The following is a 16,046-nucleotide window of genomic DNA, read 5'->3' on the forward strand; positions in this document are numbered from 1 at the left end:
TTTCACATTCTCTAGTCTACCAAATTCGACAAAATTTGTGAAAGAATACGAAATTTCTTCTTATATACAAATGAATCTGTTGCATAAATACATATGGGCATTATAATATTGAAAGTAGGATAAGAAAAAAGGGAGCGATAGAATCGTGTCAACAACTTGGATTATTTTATTAGCCGTAATCGTAGCGTTCATCGGTTACACTGTATGGATGTATTTCTATCAGAAGAAATTAATTACAACACTTTCAGAAGAAGAGTTTCGCGCTGGCTACCGTAAAGCACAGCTTATCGATATTCGCGAAGCAGACGAATATACTGCAGGGCATATTTTAGGCGCACGTAACATTCCGTTATCACAAATTCGCCTTCGTCATAAAGAACTTCGTAAAGATCAACCAGTTTACTTATACTGCCAAAGCGGATTCCGTACTGGTCGTGCGGCTCAATACTTAAAGAAACAAGGCTACAAAGATTTCTACCAATTACAAGGTGGATTCAAAACGTGGACTGGAAAAATTAAAAAGAAATAATAACATACAAAAACTAGCTGAATGATTCAGCTAGTTTTTCATTTGAAAACTTTCCACGTTATTCTCACACATTTTGACAAAACTTCTTTTATAAACGCAAAAAAGACCCCTATCATTCTCACGCCCGAATAAAAAGGTTACGCGAATAACAGAAGTCCTATTTATAACATAGTTTGTGAAAAGCTTTTCAGGTCAAGATTTTTTCATTCTTATTATTTTCCCTTTATAATAAGGAGAGAGGTGATACATATGGCCAATATAAAACAAATTGCAAAAACCGCTGGTGTATCCGTATCAACTGTTTCCCGCGTCCTAAATAATCACCCTTACGTAAAAGAAGAAAAACGTAAGCGTGTTCTAGATGCTGTTGAAGAATTGAACTATGCGAAAAATATAAATGCTATTCATTTAATAAAGGGAAAAACATATACAATCGGTGTTATGCTCCCTTTCATTAACCTTCCATACTTCAGTACCATTATTGAAGGTATCGGCAACGAAGCGTTAGCAGCTGGATATCACATTAATTTATGTCAAACGAATTACGATAGTATCGAAGAAATTCGTGTTCTTGAAATGATGAAAATGAAACAATTCGACGGGATGATTATTTGCTCTCGAACGAGTTCATGGGAACAAATTGAACCTTTCGCAAAATTTGCTCCTATTATTTCATGCGAAAAAATGAAGCACCCCCTTATTTCATCTGTCTACGTGGATCATTATGAAGGTTTCCGTCTCGGCACCGCCTATTTACTCAATAAAGGACATGAAAAAATCGGGATTTGTTTAGCAAGAAAAACAAGTGTAAATTCCATGGAACGTGAAAAAGCGTTTGCTGATACACTTCGTAACGAAGGCAAAACGTTACATCCCGAATGGATTTTTTATCAATGCTATACAATGCAAGACGGTGCACAAATACTCCATCGTATTTTAAACATGAAAAATCGTCCAACTGCTATTTTTACAGCGAACGATCAAGTTGCAGCTGGTTTATTAACAGAGGCTCGCAAGCAAGGTCTTCGAATACCCGAAGACCTTGCTATCCTCGGATTTGATAATCATGAAATTTCAAAGGCGTTAGAAATTTCAACAATTGAACATCCCGGTCTCGAAATGGGCTCACATGCGTTTTCTTTATTCCATAAACAAATCCAAAGCGAGCAAATTATCGGGAACGCAAAAGAGCTTTCATTCCATTTAATTGAACGAGATACTGTCTAATAAGAGCGTTACCTATAGCGCTCTTTTTCAGCTCTTCACCTATTGACTTTATATTTTTACTTGCATATAATGAACCTAACGAACGGTAGGTAGGGGATGAAAATGACAGCAAACCGCATTAAAGCTGTAGCACTTTCTCATTTCGCACGCTACGGCTACGAAGGAACTTCATTAGCAAATATTGCTCAAGAAGTCGGGATTAAAAAACCATCAATTTACGCACACTTTAAAGGAAAAGAAGAGCTGTATTTTACATGCTTAGAATCCGCTCTTCAAAAAGATTTACAGAGCTTCACAGGCGATATCGAAAAGTTTTCCAATTCGTCTACTGAAGAATTGCTCTTACAGCTACTAAAGGGCTATGCAAAACGATTTGGTGAAAGTGAAGAATCAATGTTTTGGTTACGCACTTCTTATTTTCCGCCTGATGCATTTCGCGAACAAATTATTAATAAAGCAAATGTACACATTGAAAACGTCGGAAAACTTTTATTCCCTGTATTTAAAAGAGCAAGCGAACAAGATGAGTTGCATAACATTGAAGTAAAAGACGCCTTAGAGGCTTTTCTATGCTTACTTGACGGTCTTATGGTTGAACTACTATACGCAGGTTTAAATCGTTTTGAGACACGTTTAGACGCTTCTTGGAAAGTATTTTGGCGTGGACTTTCAAACTGACGGATTGCTCCTTTGCAATGCGTCGTTTTTAAGCCCTTTACCTAACGACTGGTAGGAAGGAGAAATGACATATGGCATGGATTTATGTAATCTTAGCTGGTATTATTGAAATCTTTTGGGTAATTGGATTAAAACACGCGGAGGCTCCACTTGAATGGGCTGGTGTTGCGTTATTAATTACAATCAGTTTCATCTTATTATTTAGAGCTTATAAAGATTTACCTGTTGGTACTGTATACGCAGTCTTCACTGGAATTGGAGCTGGTGGAATCGTTCTTACAGAAATTTTCGTTTTCGGAGAGCCATTCTCTATCGTAAAAGTATTATTAATTGGTTTAATCTTCTTCGGCGTAATTGGTTTAAAACGAGTAACAGAAGAAAAAGAAGCGAAGGAGGCCGCATAAAATGGCTTGGGTATTTTTAATTCTAGCTGGTATTTGTGAAATTATTGGTGTACTCTTTATGAAAGTAGCCACTGAAAAGAAAGGCTGGGCACCAAAAGTTATTTTAATCGCTAACTTCGGCGTAAGCTTCTTCTTCTTATCCCTAGCGATGAACACATTACCGATGGGAACTGCTTACGCGATTTGGACTGGAATCGGAACTGCCGGAAGTGCACTTCTAGGCATCCTTATTTTCCGCGAATCAGCGGATTGGCGTCGTCTTGCTTTCTTAAGCTGCATTCTATGCGGCGCTGTTGGCTTAAAACTATTAAGCTAACGTGAGGTGAATGTCATGTGGAAAGAAAAAGGGAAGCAACTGTTAGCATGGATCACGCTTAGTATCGTCGTTCTATTACAAATCAGTTTTCACATAATAGAATCATTGTTTCATAAAATAGTATCCATTCTCACATTCCTTCCTAACATGACACTTGAAATAATATCAATCGTTTGGTCCATTATTGCCTCCATTGCACTTGTCATTATATGGAGTATCGCCAAGCTATGGAATAAGTTATTTAAAAAGGACAGTTCTTCTGAAAAAGAGTAACTGTCCTTTTTTATATTCATTCAGACTTTCTGTAGAAGTTTGATGTGATAAGACAAAATAGACCAACTATGACAATACTTATACCAACCCCTTTATGCAAACTAGGAAATAACGGTGGTATATCTGAATAAACATTTGCTAATATGAGACCGATTGAAACGAAAAATACCCCTATTCTATATAACCATTTTCTTTTGTTCATCATTCTCCCCTCCTAAAATGTTTCATACACTCCTTTCTTTTGGACATACTACCTAAAAAAGGAGTGAATAATATGCAAAATTCCGTACATAAGCAGATCCTATTTTTATTTTTCCTCTTTCTCATTCTCGTTATCGTTTTCAGCTTTATATTACATACTCCGAAAGATGTTGTACCGAGTAATCTCTCTGTTTATAAACTTTTACTTTCCTATTGTCGTTATTGAAGAAGGTGCCTTTTATAGGGCACCTTTTAAAATTCTTTCTTCTCATACAATTTCACTGAAACGAAGATAGATACTATGAACATGCATATGGAACTAATGAATAACACGTTATTATATAGTTGAATTTGTTCCAAGTTGATTTGAAACAAAGCTTCTAAAACAACTATCGGTGCCATGAATATTACTATCGTAATAAAAATAGTTTTCTTATACCCTAACCAAAAGGATATTGGTAGAACAAAACTTAAATACACTAAAATAAAGCTAATACTAGCAACCATTGTCGTTTCAATAAATTCAAATAGGTTAACCCCATTCTTCATTCCCATCGTAAAACAACCGACCGTTACGCTTATAAAAAGAATAATAATTGCTACTATATATTTCGCATACACAATTTGTTTTTTTAATATTGGTAAACTATTTACTATGACTTCACTCTCATTTTTACTATCTGCTTCAAATGTTTTTACTGTTGCTCCAATTGTAATAATTACGGACATAATTATGAACAGATTTTCCGTATCTGTTAAGGCCATATAAAAGAAAACAGGATACAGTATGTACCAAATTAAAAACTTCCATTGAATGATAAAATCTTTTAAAATTAGTTGTTTCAACGCTATTTTCCTCCTCTCACAGATCACGTTCATTGTACAAATGAATTGAGAAAAACATGGACATAACATACAAAAGAATGAGCCCTGCTATAAAACAAATATTTACGACTAGACTCGTGCTCCAAGCGTTCTCTACATCTAACCAGACGTTACTGACAATCAGTCCACTTAAATACCCCAATACAAGTCCGGCGAACGGAGCAATTTGTTTGGCACTGCTATATCCTACTGAGAATTCAATCGGAAGTACAATTATGCTACAAACAACCCCACCTGTTATACCACCGAGAATTTGTCCCCACAGCATAAATCCAGTCATATGTTCATTTTGTAACTGTATGAAACCAACCACTAGTGAGAACCATCCACCTAGAGCAACTAAAACACTTACAAATATGTATTTCCCTATTACAATATCTTTACGCTCAAACGGTAAACTATTTACTATCGTTTCACTTTTATTTTTCCCCTCATAACTCATTGAGAGTATTATGCCAAGAGCAGGTACAAACATGCTAAATGTCATCAAAAAACTATCACTGCGAAAATCAACAATGAGTAGGAACAAGAAACATATAAGATAAACAAACCCTAACTTTCTTTGCATCATCATATCTTTTAAAACTAATTGCTTTATCATGTATTACACCTCCTAATATGAAAATGCCCCTTCTATAACTCTACCTCCTGAAACATCTTCATTGAGAGAATCATTGATATGAATATGCTTACTAACACTCCGGTTCCAAGAACACCCATTGCTAGCGTAGCATCTTCAGATTGAAGTACTTTTAACATAATTATTTTATCACCAAAAACATTGCACATAAGACCAATCATACCCATTAAAGGAAAAAGCATAATTAAATTCAAGACAGTAATAGCTTTATATCCTCCAATGTAATTAGCAGGTATCGTTACTACACAATAAATCAAAGTTGCTACTATTGCTGAAAACACTGCATATCCAGGCATAACTATATCCCCGTCCAACAAAATATTTTTTAATATTATGACTATAAAAGTTACACTCAAACCACCCATAATAAATACTGTGCTTGAAATATATTTAGCTATAACTATCTCTTGTCTCGTTATAGGCAAACTCACTAATACTTTTTCTGCTTTACTTTTCTCGTCATAATAAAAAGAAATATATATAATCGTACTACATGTTATAAATAATCCGATTGCAATCCCCATTGGTTCTACGGAATTTTTAAAAACGGATAAAATAGGTATAAAAAAATAAAAAGGAAACATCTTCTTCTGTAAGAAAAACTCCTTCAAAATCAATTGCTGCATCTAAATTCCCCTCTCTATAAATCACGTGCTCCGTAAATTTTAATTGTAAGAAACATAGAGGCGATATACACACTAACTAATATAACCGCCCAAACTATAAGCAAGAAAATGTTCGAAAGATTCATAATCCAATTACTGAATGATGACGTTGTTTCATTCAGTCCATCCCCTATAAATATCCAAGCAATCCCACCAACTGCCATTGATACTCCTGATACTATACTTCGTGCTATCTTTGACTTTGTAACATAATAACTTGGAAAAAATGTCACAACAAAAAATACAGCGTAAACAGCTCCATTTATGACTTCATACCATGGAATTTCAATGTATAGATTAGGATGATATGCACCGATATCACCAATAACTACAATGCCTCTTATAAGAAAAACAACTAACATCGTAGAGAATATGCTGCCTACAATGAATATTGCACAGGAAATATATCTAGCAATAATGATATCCTTTCGACTTACCGGTAAACTATTTATCACAATGTCACTTTTATTTCTTTCATCCATAAAGATTAGTGTCATAACAGAAGAAAGAGTTATAAATAGACAACTCATCGAAAATAACAATTCACCACCTGGATCTAACATAAATAATACAAGGGGGACAACAAGATTTACTAACCAAGTTACCCGAAAAAAGAACAAATCTTTATATACGAGCTGACGCATAAGCACTTCTCCCTTTCGCGGTGTAAACGATAATATCATCTAATGTAGGCTTTTCTAGTACAACCTCATTTCCAAACCAGTCAATAATTGCTTGTTTATCCTTCGCTAAACCTTCAAAACCAAATTTATTTTTTCGTAATCCAACAAATAGTTCTTTTCCTTCTCGATCTAATAAATCATTACTTCCTTTTACGATTACGTAGTTCTCCATTAAGTCTTCTTTTTCACCAGTAAATATAATTTTTCCATCGTTGATAAACGTAATATAATCTGCAATGCGCTCTAAATCTGTTGTAATGTGCGTTGAGAATAATACGGATACTTCATCTTCCATTACAATTTCTTGCAACATATCAAGTAATTCACTTCGAACAACTGGATCTAATCCTGCTGTTGGTTCATCCATGATGATAAATTCTGCGTGGTGCGAGAGCGCGATGGCAATCGCAAATTTCATTTTCATCCCTTTTGATAGTTCTTTAATTTTTTTATACTTCGGAACTTGCAATCTATGCATATACGATTGATACTGCTCTTCATCCCACTTTTTATATAACGGTGCAATAATACGCTTCATTTGTTCACACGTTAAATCTTCGTAATAATGATTTTCATCATATACAAAGCCGATATTTTGTTTTATTTCCTTTTCGGCTTTCTTATTGTCCTTGCCAAAAATTTTTATATCGCCGCTATTTTTTCTAATTAAATTCATAATCATTTTAATCGTCGTACTTTTCCCGGCCCCATTCGGTCCGACAAATCCCATAATATATCCGCGTGGTAATGTAAAACTTATATTTTTCACTGCAAAATCTTCATAACTTTTACAAACATTTTTTAGCTCTAACACCCTTTATTCCCCCTCATATAAACACGCTATCATCTGCTGTAAATCTTCAAGTGAAAGCTGTAACGCTTTACTTTCATTCACAATCTCTTCCGCTTTACTTTCCAATAGGCGAAGCCGCTGTTCTTTTAATAGTTCATTATTTTTACGTGAAACATAAGTCCCCTTCCCAGCAACAGTTTCTATATATCCTTCTTTCTCAAGCTCCTCGTACGCACGCTTCGTTGTAATTACACTAATTTGTAATTCCTTCGCTAAGCTACGAATAGACGGTAATTGGTCTCCACCCTTTAAACCACCATTTAAAATAAGCTGGCTTAATTGTTTTCTTATTTGTACATAAATAGGGTCTTGGGAAGAATTCGAAATAATAATATTCATGTTTTCCTCCAGTGTGTATATACTGTATATACCTTATATATACAGTATATACACACCATCCTATTTTTGGCAAGAAAAAAAGACCAACATTTTCCTGTTGGTCTTTCGTATATGTATCACTTTTCAAAGCGATCTAACATCTCATCTCTCATTCCGAAACTCACTACCGCAATTCCTACATACATAAACAGAAGGAACGCCGGATGAACTGTGTTGTACCAAGTGCTATCAACAATTAAATAAATCGTTAATGCCACAACAAGAACAAACGCTAAGATAAACATATAAAAGTGTCTTGTACTACCCATGATAAACTCCTCTCTTCTCACTTCACCATTCAACAGTATATTTTATCGAATAATTCGATATGACTCAAGGTTAACTTTCTGTTATGTAATCAAGTTCCACCTTTACAATGTCCTCACATGCTATTGAAATGATCGTTCCTTGCTTATCAATTGCCGTCACTTCTCTATTATCCATTACACGATGCGCTACTCTTTCTAACACTTTTCCTTGGTCTCGATAGCAAAATTCTTTTACATCTTTAATTGTTTCTCCATTTTCTAAATGGTATACCATTCTATAACATCGATATCCCACACTTTCACCCCCGTCTTGCTCGTTTTTTCACATATACATAAAAATGAGTAATTTTTGCCTCATCACATCTTCTTAATTTCAATAAAATTCTAACAAAAATAAATACTTTTATCAAACTGACTTTTTCAACAAAATCACCTATAAAACTGCTTCTTTACACCATTATGAAACAAAAAATATAAATTTTTAACATTTTCTTCACCACTTCTGCACAAATTCTCCATACAAAAAAGAACCCGCCGCAGCGAGTTCTTCTTTTGTTATTCTAATCAAACTTGTACAGGAGCTGGCTTTTCATAACGTAAAACTGGTTTACGTGCAGCCATCGTTTCGTCTAAACGTTTAATGACTGTTGTATGAGGTGCTTCTTGTACAACTTCTGGATTTTCTTCTACTTCTTTAGCGATTTGAATCATCTTATCAATGAAACCGTCTAATGTTTCTTTTGATTCTGTTTCTGTCGGCTCAATCATAATACATTCTTCCACATTTAATGGGAAGTAAATTGTTGGTGGATGGTAACCGAAATCAAGCAGACGTTTTGCGATATCTAATGTACGTACACCAAGTTTCTTTTGACGACGACCTGATAATACAAACTCATGCTTACAATGTCTATCGAATGGAAGATCATAGAATGGTGCTAATCTTCTCATCATATAGTTCGCATTTAATACCGCGTACTCCGTTACTGCACGCAAGCCATCTGGACCCATAGAACGAATGTATGTGTATGCACGAACGTTAATTCCGAAGTTACCGTAGAATGGTTTTACGCGCCCAATTGCCTCTGGACGATCATAGTTAAAGCGATAGCCATCTTCCGTTTTCTCTAAAATTGGTTTTGGTAAGTACGGAATTAAATCAGCTTTCACACCTACTGGACCAGAACCTGGGCCACCGCCGCCGTGAGGACCTGTAAATGTTTTATGAAGGTTTAAATGCACAACGTCAAATCCCATATCTCCTGGGCGCGCCTGGCTTAATACTGCATTTAAGTTTGCACCATCATAGTATAATTTACCGCCTGCGTTATGGACGATTTCTGCCATTTCTAAAATATTTTCTTCGAATAAACCTAATGTATTAGGGTTTGTTAACATAAGTGCTGCTGTTTCTTCATTTACAACACGTTTTAAGTCTTCTAAGTCAACAAGACCATGTTCATTTGATTTTACCGTAATTGTTTCAAAACCAGCTACAGTTGCAGATGCTGGATTCGTTCCGTGAGCAGAGTCAGGAACAATTACTTTCGTACGGTTAAAGTCACCATTTGCTTCATGGTATGCACGAATTAACATTAAGCCTGTCCATTCTCCGTGTGCACCAGCTGCTGGTTGTAATGTAACAGTATCCATACCTGTAATTTCAATTAAATGCTCTTGTAAATCGTACATTAATTCCATTGCACCTTGTACTGTCTTTTCATCTTGCAACGGATGAATATTTGCAAATCCTGCGAAACGAGCTACACTCTCATTAATTTTCGGATTATATTTCATCGTACAAGATCCAAGTGGATAGAAACCAGAATCAACACCGTGGTTACGGTTTGAAAGTGCTGTATAGTGGCGCATAATATCAAGTTCAGATACTTCTGGTAGCTCTGCATCTTCTACTCGAATATAATCGCTCTCAAATACATCTTCTAGTTTCACTTCTTCTACATCTAATTTTGGTAGGCTATATCCTATGCGTCCTTCTTTACTTACTTCAAAGATAAGTGCTTGGTCTTGGTTCTTCATTGGATAGCCCCCATTTCGTTTACAAGTGTGTCAATTTCCTCTTTTGTACGAAGCTCAGTTACTGCTACAAGCATATGGTTCTCATGCTCTTTATAATCACGGCCTAGGTCGTAACCGCCGATAATATTCTTTTGTAATAATGCATCGTTTACTTCTTTCACTGGGCGCTTGCAATCTACAACGAACTCATTGAAGAATGGTCCAGCAAATGTAACTGTGAAGCCTTTCGCTTCAAATTGACGTTTTGCATATTGTGCTTTAGAAATGTTTTGGCGTGCCATTTCTTTCACACCTTGTTTACCAAGTGCCGTCATTGCAACTGATGCTGCTAATGCATTTAACGCTTGGTTTGAACAAATGTTAGATGTCGCTTTGTCACGGCGAATATGCTGTTCACGTGCTTGTAACGTTAATACAAATCCACGTTTACCATCTGAATCTACAGTTTGTCCGACAAGACGTCCTGGAATTTTACGCATGAATGCTTTCGTCGTTGCAAAGTAACCACAGTGTGGTCCACCAAACTGCGTTGGGATACCAAATGGTTGTGCATCACCGATGACAATATCAGCACCAAATTTTCCTGGTGGTGTTAATGCGCCTAATGATAATGGATTTGAAGAAACGATAAATAATGATTTTTGTTGATGAACGATTTTTTCAATATCAGCTAATTTTTCAACTTGTCCGAAGAAGTTTGGATATTGAACGATTACACAAGCAACTGTATCATCTACTTCACTTTGTAATACGTCTAAATCTGTTACACCATCTTTATGATTAATTTCAACAACTTCAAGGTGTTGACCTTTTGCATATGTTTCAAGTACAGCTCTTGATTCTGGATGAACTGCGCTAGATACAAGAATTTTCTTTTTACGAGTATGGCCAGCTGCTAGCATTGCCGCTTCAGCTAAAGCTGTACCTCCGTCGTACATAGAAGAGTTTGCTACATCCATTCCTGTTAATTCACAAATCATTGTTTGGAATTCAAAAATTGCTTGTAATTCCCCTTGTGAAATTTCCGGTTGGTATGGCGTGTAAGCTGTATAAAATTCTGAGCGAGAGATAACATGATCTACGATTACTGGAGCGTAATGGTCGTATACGCCTGCTCCTAAGAAAGAAGCGTACTCTTTTAAGTTAGCATTTTTACTAGCCATTTGAGATAACTCTTTTAAAAGCTCTGACTCTGATTTTGCTTCTTTAATTTTTAAATCCCCTTTAAAACGAACACTCTCTGGAATATCAGAGAATAACTCATCGATCGTTTGAACGCCGATCGTTTGTAACATTTCTTTTTTGTCTTCTTCTGTCATTGGAAGATAACGATGCAACATGAAATCTACCCCTCTCCCCGTTACTTTGAACGTTTATAAAATGGTGTTGGAACAACTACTGCTTTGACGCGTTTATTACGAATTTCAATTTCTACTTCTGTATCAACTGCTGCGTATTTTACATCAATTAGTGCTAAACCAATGCTTTTCTTTAACGTTGGAGATTGTGTACCACTCGTTACTTCCCCGATTTTTTCTTCTCCAATAAATACAGGGTAATGCGTACGAGGAATTCCACGTTCGATTACTTCGATGCCGACTAACTTACGAGGCGCACCGTTTTCTTTTTGCTCTTTTAAAGTCGCTTTTCCAAAGAAGTCTGCTTCTTTATTTGGTTTTACCGCAAAGCCAATTCCAGCTTCAACCGGTGTAATATCTTTTGATAATTCTTGACCGTAAAGTGGTAATGTTGCTTCGAAACGAAGTGTATCACGAGCACCTAAACCACATGGTTTTAAGCCCTCTTCTGCTCCAACTTCAAGAAGTTTCTCCCAAAGTTTTGCAGCATCTTCACTCTTACAGTAAATTTCAAATCCATCTTCACCTGTATAACCTGTACGAGATACAAGTGCTGGAATTCCATCTACAAGAATATCGTTTTTAAATTTAAAGAACTTAATTTCTTTCAAATCTTCTGACACAACTTTTTGTAAAATGCCTTCTGCTTTTGGTCCTTGAATTGCAAGCTGTGCAACTTCACTAGAAACATTGACTACTGTCGCATCGCCAATTACATGGCTAGCTAACCATTCGTAATCTTTCTCGATATTTGATGCGTTGATAACTAATAAATAGTCTTCTTCACCACGTTTGTAGATTAATAAATCATCTACTGTACCACCATTTTCGTAGCACATAGCTGTATATTGTGCGCCCCCTACCTTTAAGGTAGATACGTCATTTGTAACAACACGTTGTAAAAATGCTAAACTATCTACACCTTTTACCTCAACTTCTCCCATATGAGACACATCGAACAAACCTGCCGCTGTACGTACAGCTTCATGTTCTTCTTTAATGCTTGAAAATTGAACTGGTAACTCCCAACCACCGAAGTCGATTGTTTTCCCACCATACTTCGCGTATACATCAAATAACGGTGTACGTTGTAATGTAATCATGCTCTCTCCCCCTTATGCTCTGACAAATCAATAAAAGTTGTTTCCCTTATCTAAACATTTTCACTCTGAAAAGATAGGATATACGGAATCTCATTATATTTTTTTATGAAAGCGTAAATAAAAAATCACTTTCTTGGATAAAATACGAAAGATTCCACACATTTCACACCATTATCCTAACATTATTCGCTATATTTCATCAATATTCTAGCATAAAAAATAATTTAGAATTTTTTACGCTTAATCTTATTACATACAGTTTTTAAGATTTAGTCCTTTATCTTTACTTATTGTTTACCTTTCAGTAAGTGTAATAGCGCCTTTTTACAAGGCTTATATATTAAAGATTTTTTCATAATTACTTTAGTTTATAAAAGGTGGGAGAGTCGTAATGAATGTCGATATTTCCATAGATCGAACGTGGCAAAACAATTTTTTAAATAGAATTGATGAAGATGGTCCTTGGACAAACTGGGATTTATATCATTTAGCTTATGAAACAGAAAAATCATTACTTGTTCCTACTTTTGATGGATTACAAGCACCGAAACATTTATCCCATTTCACACCACTTCCTCATCAATTAGAAGTCGCTCAAAATGTTATTGAACAAATGAATGGTAAAGCGATTCTAGCAGATGAAGTAGGACTTGGAAAAACGATTGAAGCTGGACTTATTTTAAAAGAATATATGGTCCGCGGCCTTGTGAAAAAAGTACTTATACTCGTTCCAGCCTCTCTCGTATCACAATGGGCATACGAATTAAATACAAAGTTTTTCATTCCAGCTGTAGCTCAAAAGAAAAGCTACTCGTGGGAACAAGCCGATGTGATTGTATCATCAATTGATACTGCAAAACGTTCACCACATCGTGATATCGTTTTGAACTTAGAATATGACCTTATTATTATCGATGAAGCACATAAACTGAAAAATAATAAAACAAAAAACTATGAATTTGCACAGCGATTAAAAAAGAAATTTTGTTTATTATTAACCGCTACTCCTGTCCAAAATAAGATTGATGAAATTTTCAACCTCGTTTCTTTATTAAAACCAGGACACTTAGGCAATCAATCCAATTTTGAAGAATATTATGCTTCAAAAAATCGTTCAGCCGAATCTGATGAAGATTTAAAAGCTCTTATTAACAAAGTAATGGTCCGAAATCGGCGTCATAATACCGGGATTGATTGGCCAAAGAGACATGTACGTACAATTTTTGTTGAGTTTAATGAAGAAGAGCAAGCTCTATATAATGATATCGAAAATTGGCGAGGACAAGACGCCTTCACATCTGCTTTCTCATCATTAACTTTAAAACGGGAAGCGTGTAGTAGTCGCGAGGCCGTTTACTATTCATTAAAAAAACATGTAGAAAAACGACAGAAGGAAAATGAGAATTACGTAAAAGATCCGCATATTGATGTGCTAATGGACAAAATTAACCGTATTCCTTTTAACTCAAAAGCAAATAAAGCGCTAGAGCTTATAAAAGAAATTGACGATAAAGTCGTCATTTTCACAGAATACCGAGCGTCACAAATGTACTTACAATGGTTTTTACAACAGCACGGTATTTCTTCTGTCCCATTCCGCGGCGGATTTAAACGGGGAAAGAAAGATTGGATGAAGGAACTTTTCCAAAATCATGCGCAAGTGCTAATCGCAACGGAAGCTGGTGGTGAAGGAATTAACTTACAATTTTGTAGCCATATGATCAATTACGATTTACCATGGAACCCAATGCGCCTTGAACAAAGAATCGGACGTATTCACCGCCTTGGTCAAAAGAATGATGTTCATATTTATAACTTAGCTACAAAACACACTGTGGAAGAACATATTTTGAAACTGTTATATGAAAAAATTAATTTATTTGAGCGTGTGATCGGTGAACTTGATGAAATTTTAACGAGAATTAATATGAAAAACATCGACGCACACATTCAAGAAATATTTGCGCAATCAAAAAGCGAAGGAGAAATCCGCATTAAGATGGAAAACTTAACATCTATTATCGACTTTGCGAAACGAAATGAAGCTGAGGTGCAAGGCTATGCAGCAACATGAAATTCATAATTACTTATACAATTTTTTTGAGGCGAATAACTGTGAAATTTTAGAACGTTCTCCTCATTTATTAGATGTGCAGTTAACAATTGAAATGGATAAATTATTAATGAATCGCCCTTTTTATTGGCACTATCTTGAAAAAACAGGAGGCGTACCGAATCCGATGCGCCTTACTCTTATTACAAATCCAGAAAATGAAGAAAACGATGGTGAGCTTATCCACTACGGTTCCCCACGCCTTCATCAAATTTTTCAAACGACAAAAGAATTAGGTTCTTACATACGTTTATATGAAGAAATACGGCATAGCGGAGCAACGCATACACCGCTCCATCCGTGGCTCGGTGTAAATATAAAAGTTTCCTATCAATGTGATCGAAAAAAAGATATTCTTCACTCGATTGGCATTCATCTTATTTCTGGCACAATGATTGCAAACTTTCATGAAACATTAACTAAAATTAAACTTACACCGAAAATACCTGACTTTTGTTTTACGCTCTCGCCTATTATTAAACCGCAAAGTGGTTTACAACGTATAGAGGATGCTTTAAAAAATATTATTGCAGAAGATGACCATACGTGGGCGAAAGAAGCAAGAGTGCGCTGGAATCACGATTTGGACCTTTTAAATCGTTTTTATGAAGAAAGTGATGAACTTCCTGAAAGCTATGAAATTGAAAAACAAGCACTGCAAGAACAATATGAACCCCGCATTACAGTACAAATTATTAACGGTGGACTCTTTTATGTTACGGCGAATCATTTTCTAACTTAAAAAGCCCCTTCATTTTTGAAGGAGCTTTTTTGAATTATCCTCTATCACCATTACGCTCTTGTTGTTTTTGCTTTGCCATGCGTTTTTGATACGCACGATCCTTTGCACTCACATGATTTGCATCAGTTGGAAGATTTTCTTTTGAACGGCCAATTCCGTTGCTCATCTGTTTCACTCCTTTTATATCTTTCAAAATACACCCTTATTTTCAGCTAGAGACACCATCCTTATACAAAAAAATAAGAGCAGCCAATGGCTACTCTTACTCACTCACATATTTTTGAAACATATCATGGATGCCTTTATTTACTAGGTTCGAGATCTGCTCGTCAGATTTATTCGGATAACGATCACGTAATCTGATAGATGCCTTCACCATTAAATTTTCTAATACAGAACGGCCGCCTTCTCCATAAATAATTTCAGCATATTCAACAAGCCTTCCATCCTCTACTGTTGCTGGATTATGATTGAAGAAAAATTTACTCATTGCCTCCACCTCTCTCTTTTGATAACGTTTACATTTATATAAATTATTTATGTTATTTATTTCACAATATTGTATGCATGTATATTTAATTAGTTTCATTATAAAGCAACATATCGATAGTAAATATGTGATTTTCCGTCCATTTTGTGAACAAATTAAGAATGAAAGCGTTTCCTTTATTATATACTAAAAAAACTTA

23 protein-coding genes are annotated in these 16,046 nt (G+C 35.5%); 9 read left to right on the plus strand and 14 right to left on the minus strand.

Annotated elements, in window-relative coordinates:
• The first annotated feature begins 145 nt into the window (after positions 1-145).
• The 6 genes from MR083_RS04740 (at position 146) to MR083_RS04765 (ending at position 3,427) form a co-directional block, all read left to right on the plus strand.
• Positions 146-529, plus strand: a complete 384-nt coding sequence (locus tag MR083_RS04740; protein ID WP_000108655.1) for a rhodanese-like domain-containing protein — start codon at positions 146-148, stop codon at positions 527-529.
• A gap of 249 nt (positions 530-778) precedes the next feature.
• Entirely contained in the window at positions 779-1,756 is a 978-nt protein-coding gene (locus MR083_RS04745; RefSeq protein WP_242268641.1) for a LacI family DNA-binding transcriptional regulator, read from the plus strand.
• 96 nt (positions 1,757-1,852) lie between these two features.
• Positions 1,853-2,434, plus strand: a complete 582-nt coding sequence (locus tag MR083_RS04750; protein WP_002022358.1) for a TetR/AcrR family transcriptional regulator — start codon at positions 1,853-1,855, stop codon at positions 2,432-2,434.
• A 71-nt stretch (positions 2,435-2,505) separates the two neighbouring features.
• Positions 2,506-2,838 carry a DMT family transporter gene (locus tag MR083_RS04755; RefSeq protein ID WP_042875534.1) on the plus strand — a complete coding sequence of 111 codons (333 nt, stop codon included), beginning with the start codon at positions 2,506-2,508 and terminating at the stop codon, positions 2,836-2,838.
• A 1-nt stretch (position 2,839) separates the two neighbouring features.
• Positions 2,840-3,154 (plus strand): DMT family transporter, encoded by a 315-nt coding sequence (locus MR083_RS04760; RefSeq protein ID WP_000312623.1) that lies wholly within the window; start codon positions 2,840-2,842, stop codon positions 3,152-3,154.
• Positions 3,155-3,169: 15 nt separating this feature from the next.
• Entirely contained in the window at positions 3,170-3,427 is a 258-nt protein-coding gene (locus MR083_RS04765) for a DUF3975 family protein (RefSeq protein WP_073530053.1), read from the plus strand.
• Between the two features lie 16 nt (positions 3,428-3,443).
• On the opposite strand, the gene MR083_RS04770 is transcribed toward MR083_RS04765, so the two are convergent.
• The 12 genes from MR083_RS04770 to gcvT all read right to left on the minus strand — a co-directional run bounded on the left by MR083_RS04770 (position 3,444) and on the right by gcvT (position 12,502).
• Positions 3,444-3,632, minus strand: a complete 189-nt coding sequence (locus MR083_RS04770; RefSeq protein WP_041184700.1) for a hypothetical protein — start codon at positions 3,630-3,632, stop codon at positions 3,444-3,446.
• A gap of 248 nt (positions 3,633-3,880) precedes the next feature.
• Positions 3,881-4,507: an ABC-2 transporter permease gene (locus tag MR083_RS04775; RefSeq protein WP_041184494.1), complete on the minus strand. Its 627-nt coding sequence runs from the start codon at positions 4,505-4,507 to the stop codon at positions 3,881-3,883.
• The gene (locus MR083_RS04780; RefSeq protein WP_242268643.1) at positions 4,491-5,114 is read right to left on the minus strand and encodes an ABC-2 transporter permease; all 624 of its coding nucleotides are present in this window, start codon (positions 5,112-5,114) and stop codon (positions 4,491-4,493) included. Before MR083_RS04780 ends, MR083_RS04775 begins: the two co-directional genes overlap by 17 nt.
• A gap of 32 nt (positions 5,115-5,146) precedes the next feature.
• Positions 5,147-5,779, minus strand: a complete 633-nt coding sequence (locus tag MR083_RS04785; protein ID WP_242268645.1) for an ABC-2 transporter permease — start codon at positions 5,777-5,779, stop codon at positions 5,147-5,149.
• 14 nt (positions 5,780-5,793) lie between these two features.
• Positions 5,794-6,462 (minus strand): ABC-2 transporter permease, encoded by a 669-nt coding sequence (locus tag MR083_RS04790; protein WP_139866688.1) that lies wholly within the window; start codon positions 6,460-6,462, stop codon positions 5,794-5,796.
• The gene (locus MR083_RS04795; RefSeq protein WP_242268648.1) at positions 6,443-7,315 is read right to left on the minus strand and encodes an ABC transporter ATP-binding protein; all 873 of its coding nucleotides are present in this window, start codon (positions 7,313-7,315) and stop codon (positions 6,443-6,445) included. The genes MR083_RS04790 and MR083_RS04795 overlap by 20 nt, the downstream gene beginning before the upstream one ends.
• 3 nt (positions 7,316-7,318) lie before the next feature.
• Positions 7,319-7,693 carry a GntR family transcriptional regulator gene (locus MR083_RS04800; protein WP_001021351.1) on the minus strand — a complete coding sequence of 125 codons (375 nt, stop codon included), beginning with the start codon at positions 7,691-7,693 and terminating at the stop codon, positions 7,319-7,321.
• Positions 7,694-7,809: 116 nt separating this feature from the next.
• Entirely contained in the window at positions 7,810-8,001 is a 192-nt protein-coding gene (locus MR083_RS04805) for a hypothetical protein (protein ID WP_000535935.1), read from the minus strand.
• Between the two features lie 70 nt (positions 8,002-8,071).
• Positions 8,072-8,275 (minus strand): DUF3929 family protein, encoded by a 204-nt coding sequence (locus MR083_RS04810; protein WP_000262495.1) that lies wholly within the window; start codon positions 8,273-8,275, stop codon positions 8,072-8,074.
• Positions 8,276-8,565: 290 nt separating this feature from the next.
• Complete coding sequence (gene gcvPB / locus MR083_RS04815) at positions 8,566-10,041, minus strand: aminomethyl-transferring glycine dehydrogenase subunit 2 (RefSeq protein WP_000795696.1); 1,476 nt, start codon at positions 10,039-10,041, stop codon at positions 8,566-8,568.
• The gene (gcvPA, locus tag MR083_RS04820) at positions 10,038-11,381 is read right to left on the minus strand and encodes an aminomethyl-transferring glycine dehydrogenase subunit 1 (RefSeq protein WP_000903247.1); all 1,344 of its coding nucleotides are present in this window, start codon (positions 11,379-11,381) and stop codon (positions 10,038-10,040) included. Before gcvPA ends, gcvPB begins: the two co-directional genes overlap by 4 nt.
• A 20-nt stretch (positions 11,382-11,401) precedes the next feature.
• On the minus strand, positions 11,402-12,502 hold the full coding sequence (gene gcvT / locus MR083_RS04825; RefSeq protein ID WP_000631772.1) for a glycine cleavage system aminomethyltransferase GcvT: 1,101 nt from the start codon (positions 12,500-12,502) through the stop codon (positions 11,402-11,404).
• Positions 12,503-12,893: 391 nt separating this feature from the next.
• Between gcvT and MR083_RS04830 the strand changes: the two genes are divergently transcribed.
• Both MR083_RS04830 and MR083_RS04835 read left to right on the plus strand, forming a co-directional pair.
• Positions 12,894-14,576 carry a DEAD/DEAH box helicase gene (locus MR083_RS04830; protein WP_001100019.1) on the plus strand — a complete coding sequence of 561 codons (1,683 nt, stop codon included), beginning with the start codon at positions 12,894-12,896 and terminating at the stop codon, positions 14,574-14,576.
• On the plus strand, positions 14,563-15,357 hold the full coding sequence (locus MR083_RS04835) for a YqhG family protein (protein WP_001183968.1): 795 nt from the start codon (positions 14,563-14,565) through the stop codon (positions 15,355-15,357). The genes MR083_RS04830 and MR083_RS04835 overlap by 14 nt, the downstream gene beginning before the upstream one ends.
• A 34-nt stretch (positions 15,358-15,391) precedes the next feature.
• On the opposite strand, the gene MR083_RS27820 is transcribed toward MR083_RS04835, so the two are convergent.
• Both MR083_RS27820 and MR083_RS04840 read right to left on the minus strand, forming a co-directional pair.
• Positions 15,392-15,523, minus strand: coding sequence for a hypothetical protein (locus MR083_RS27820; protein WP_000064669.1), 132 nt, complete (start codon positions 15,521-15,523; stop codon positions 15,392-15,394).
• A gap of 96 nt (positions 15,524-15,619) precedes the next feature.
• Positions 15,620-15,847, minus strand: coding sequence for a hypothetical protein (locus MR083_RS04840; protein WP_000032699.1), 228 nt, complete (start codon positions 15,845-15,847; stop codon positions 15,620-15,622).
• A gap of 73 nt (positions 15,848-15,920) precedes the next feature.
• Between MR083_RS04840 and MR083_RS04845 the strand changes: the two genes are divergently transcribed.
• On the plus strand, positions 15,921-16,037 hold the full coding sequence (locus MR083_RS04845) for a hypothetical protein (RefSeq protein WP_001987222.1): 117 nt from the start codon (positions 15,921-15,923) through the stop codon (positions 16,035-16,037).
• Positions 16,038-16,046 lie beyond the last annotated feature (9 nt).

It is taken from the genome of Bacillus cereus group sp. BfR-BA-01408 (genome assembly GCF_022663305.1).
Classification (GTDB): Bacteria; Bacillota; Bacilli; order Bacillales; family Bacillaceae_G; genus Bacillus_A; species Bacillus_A pacificus.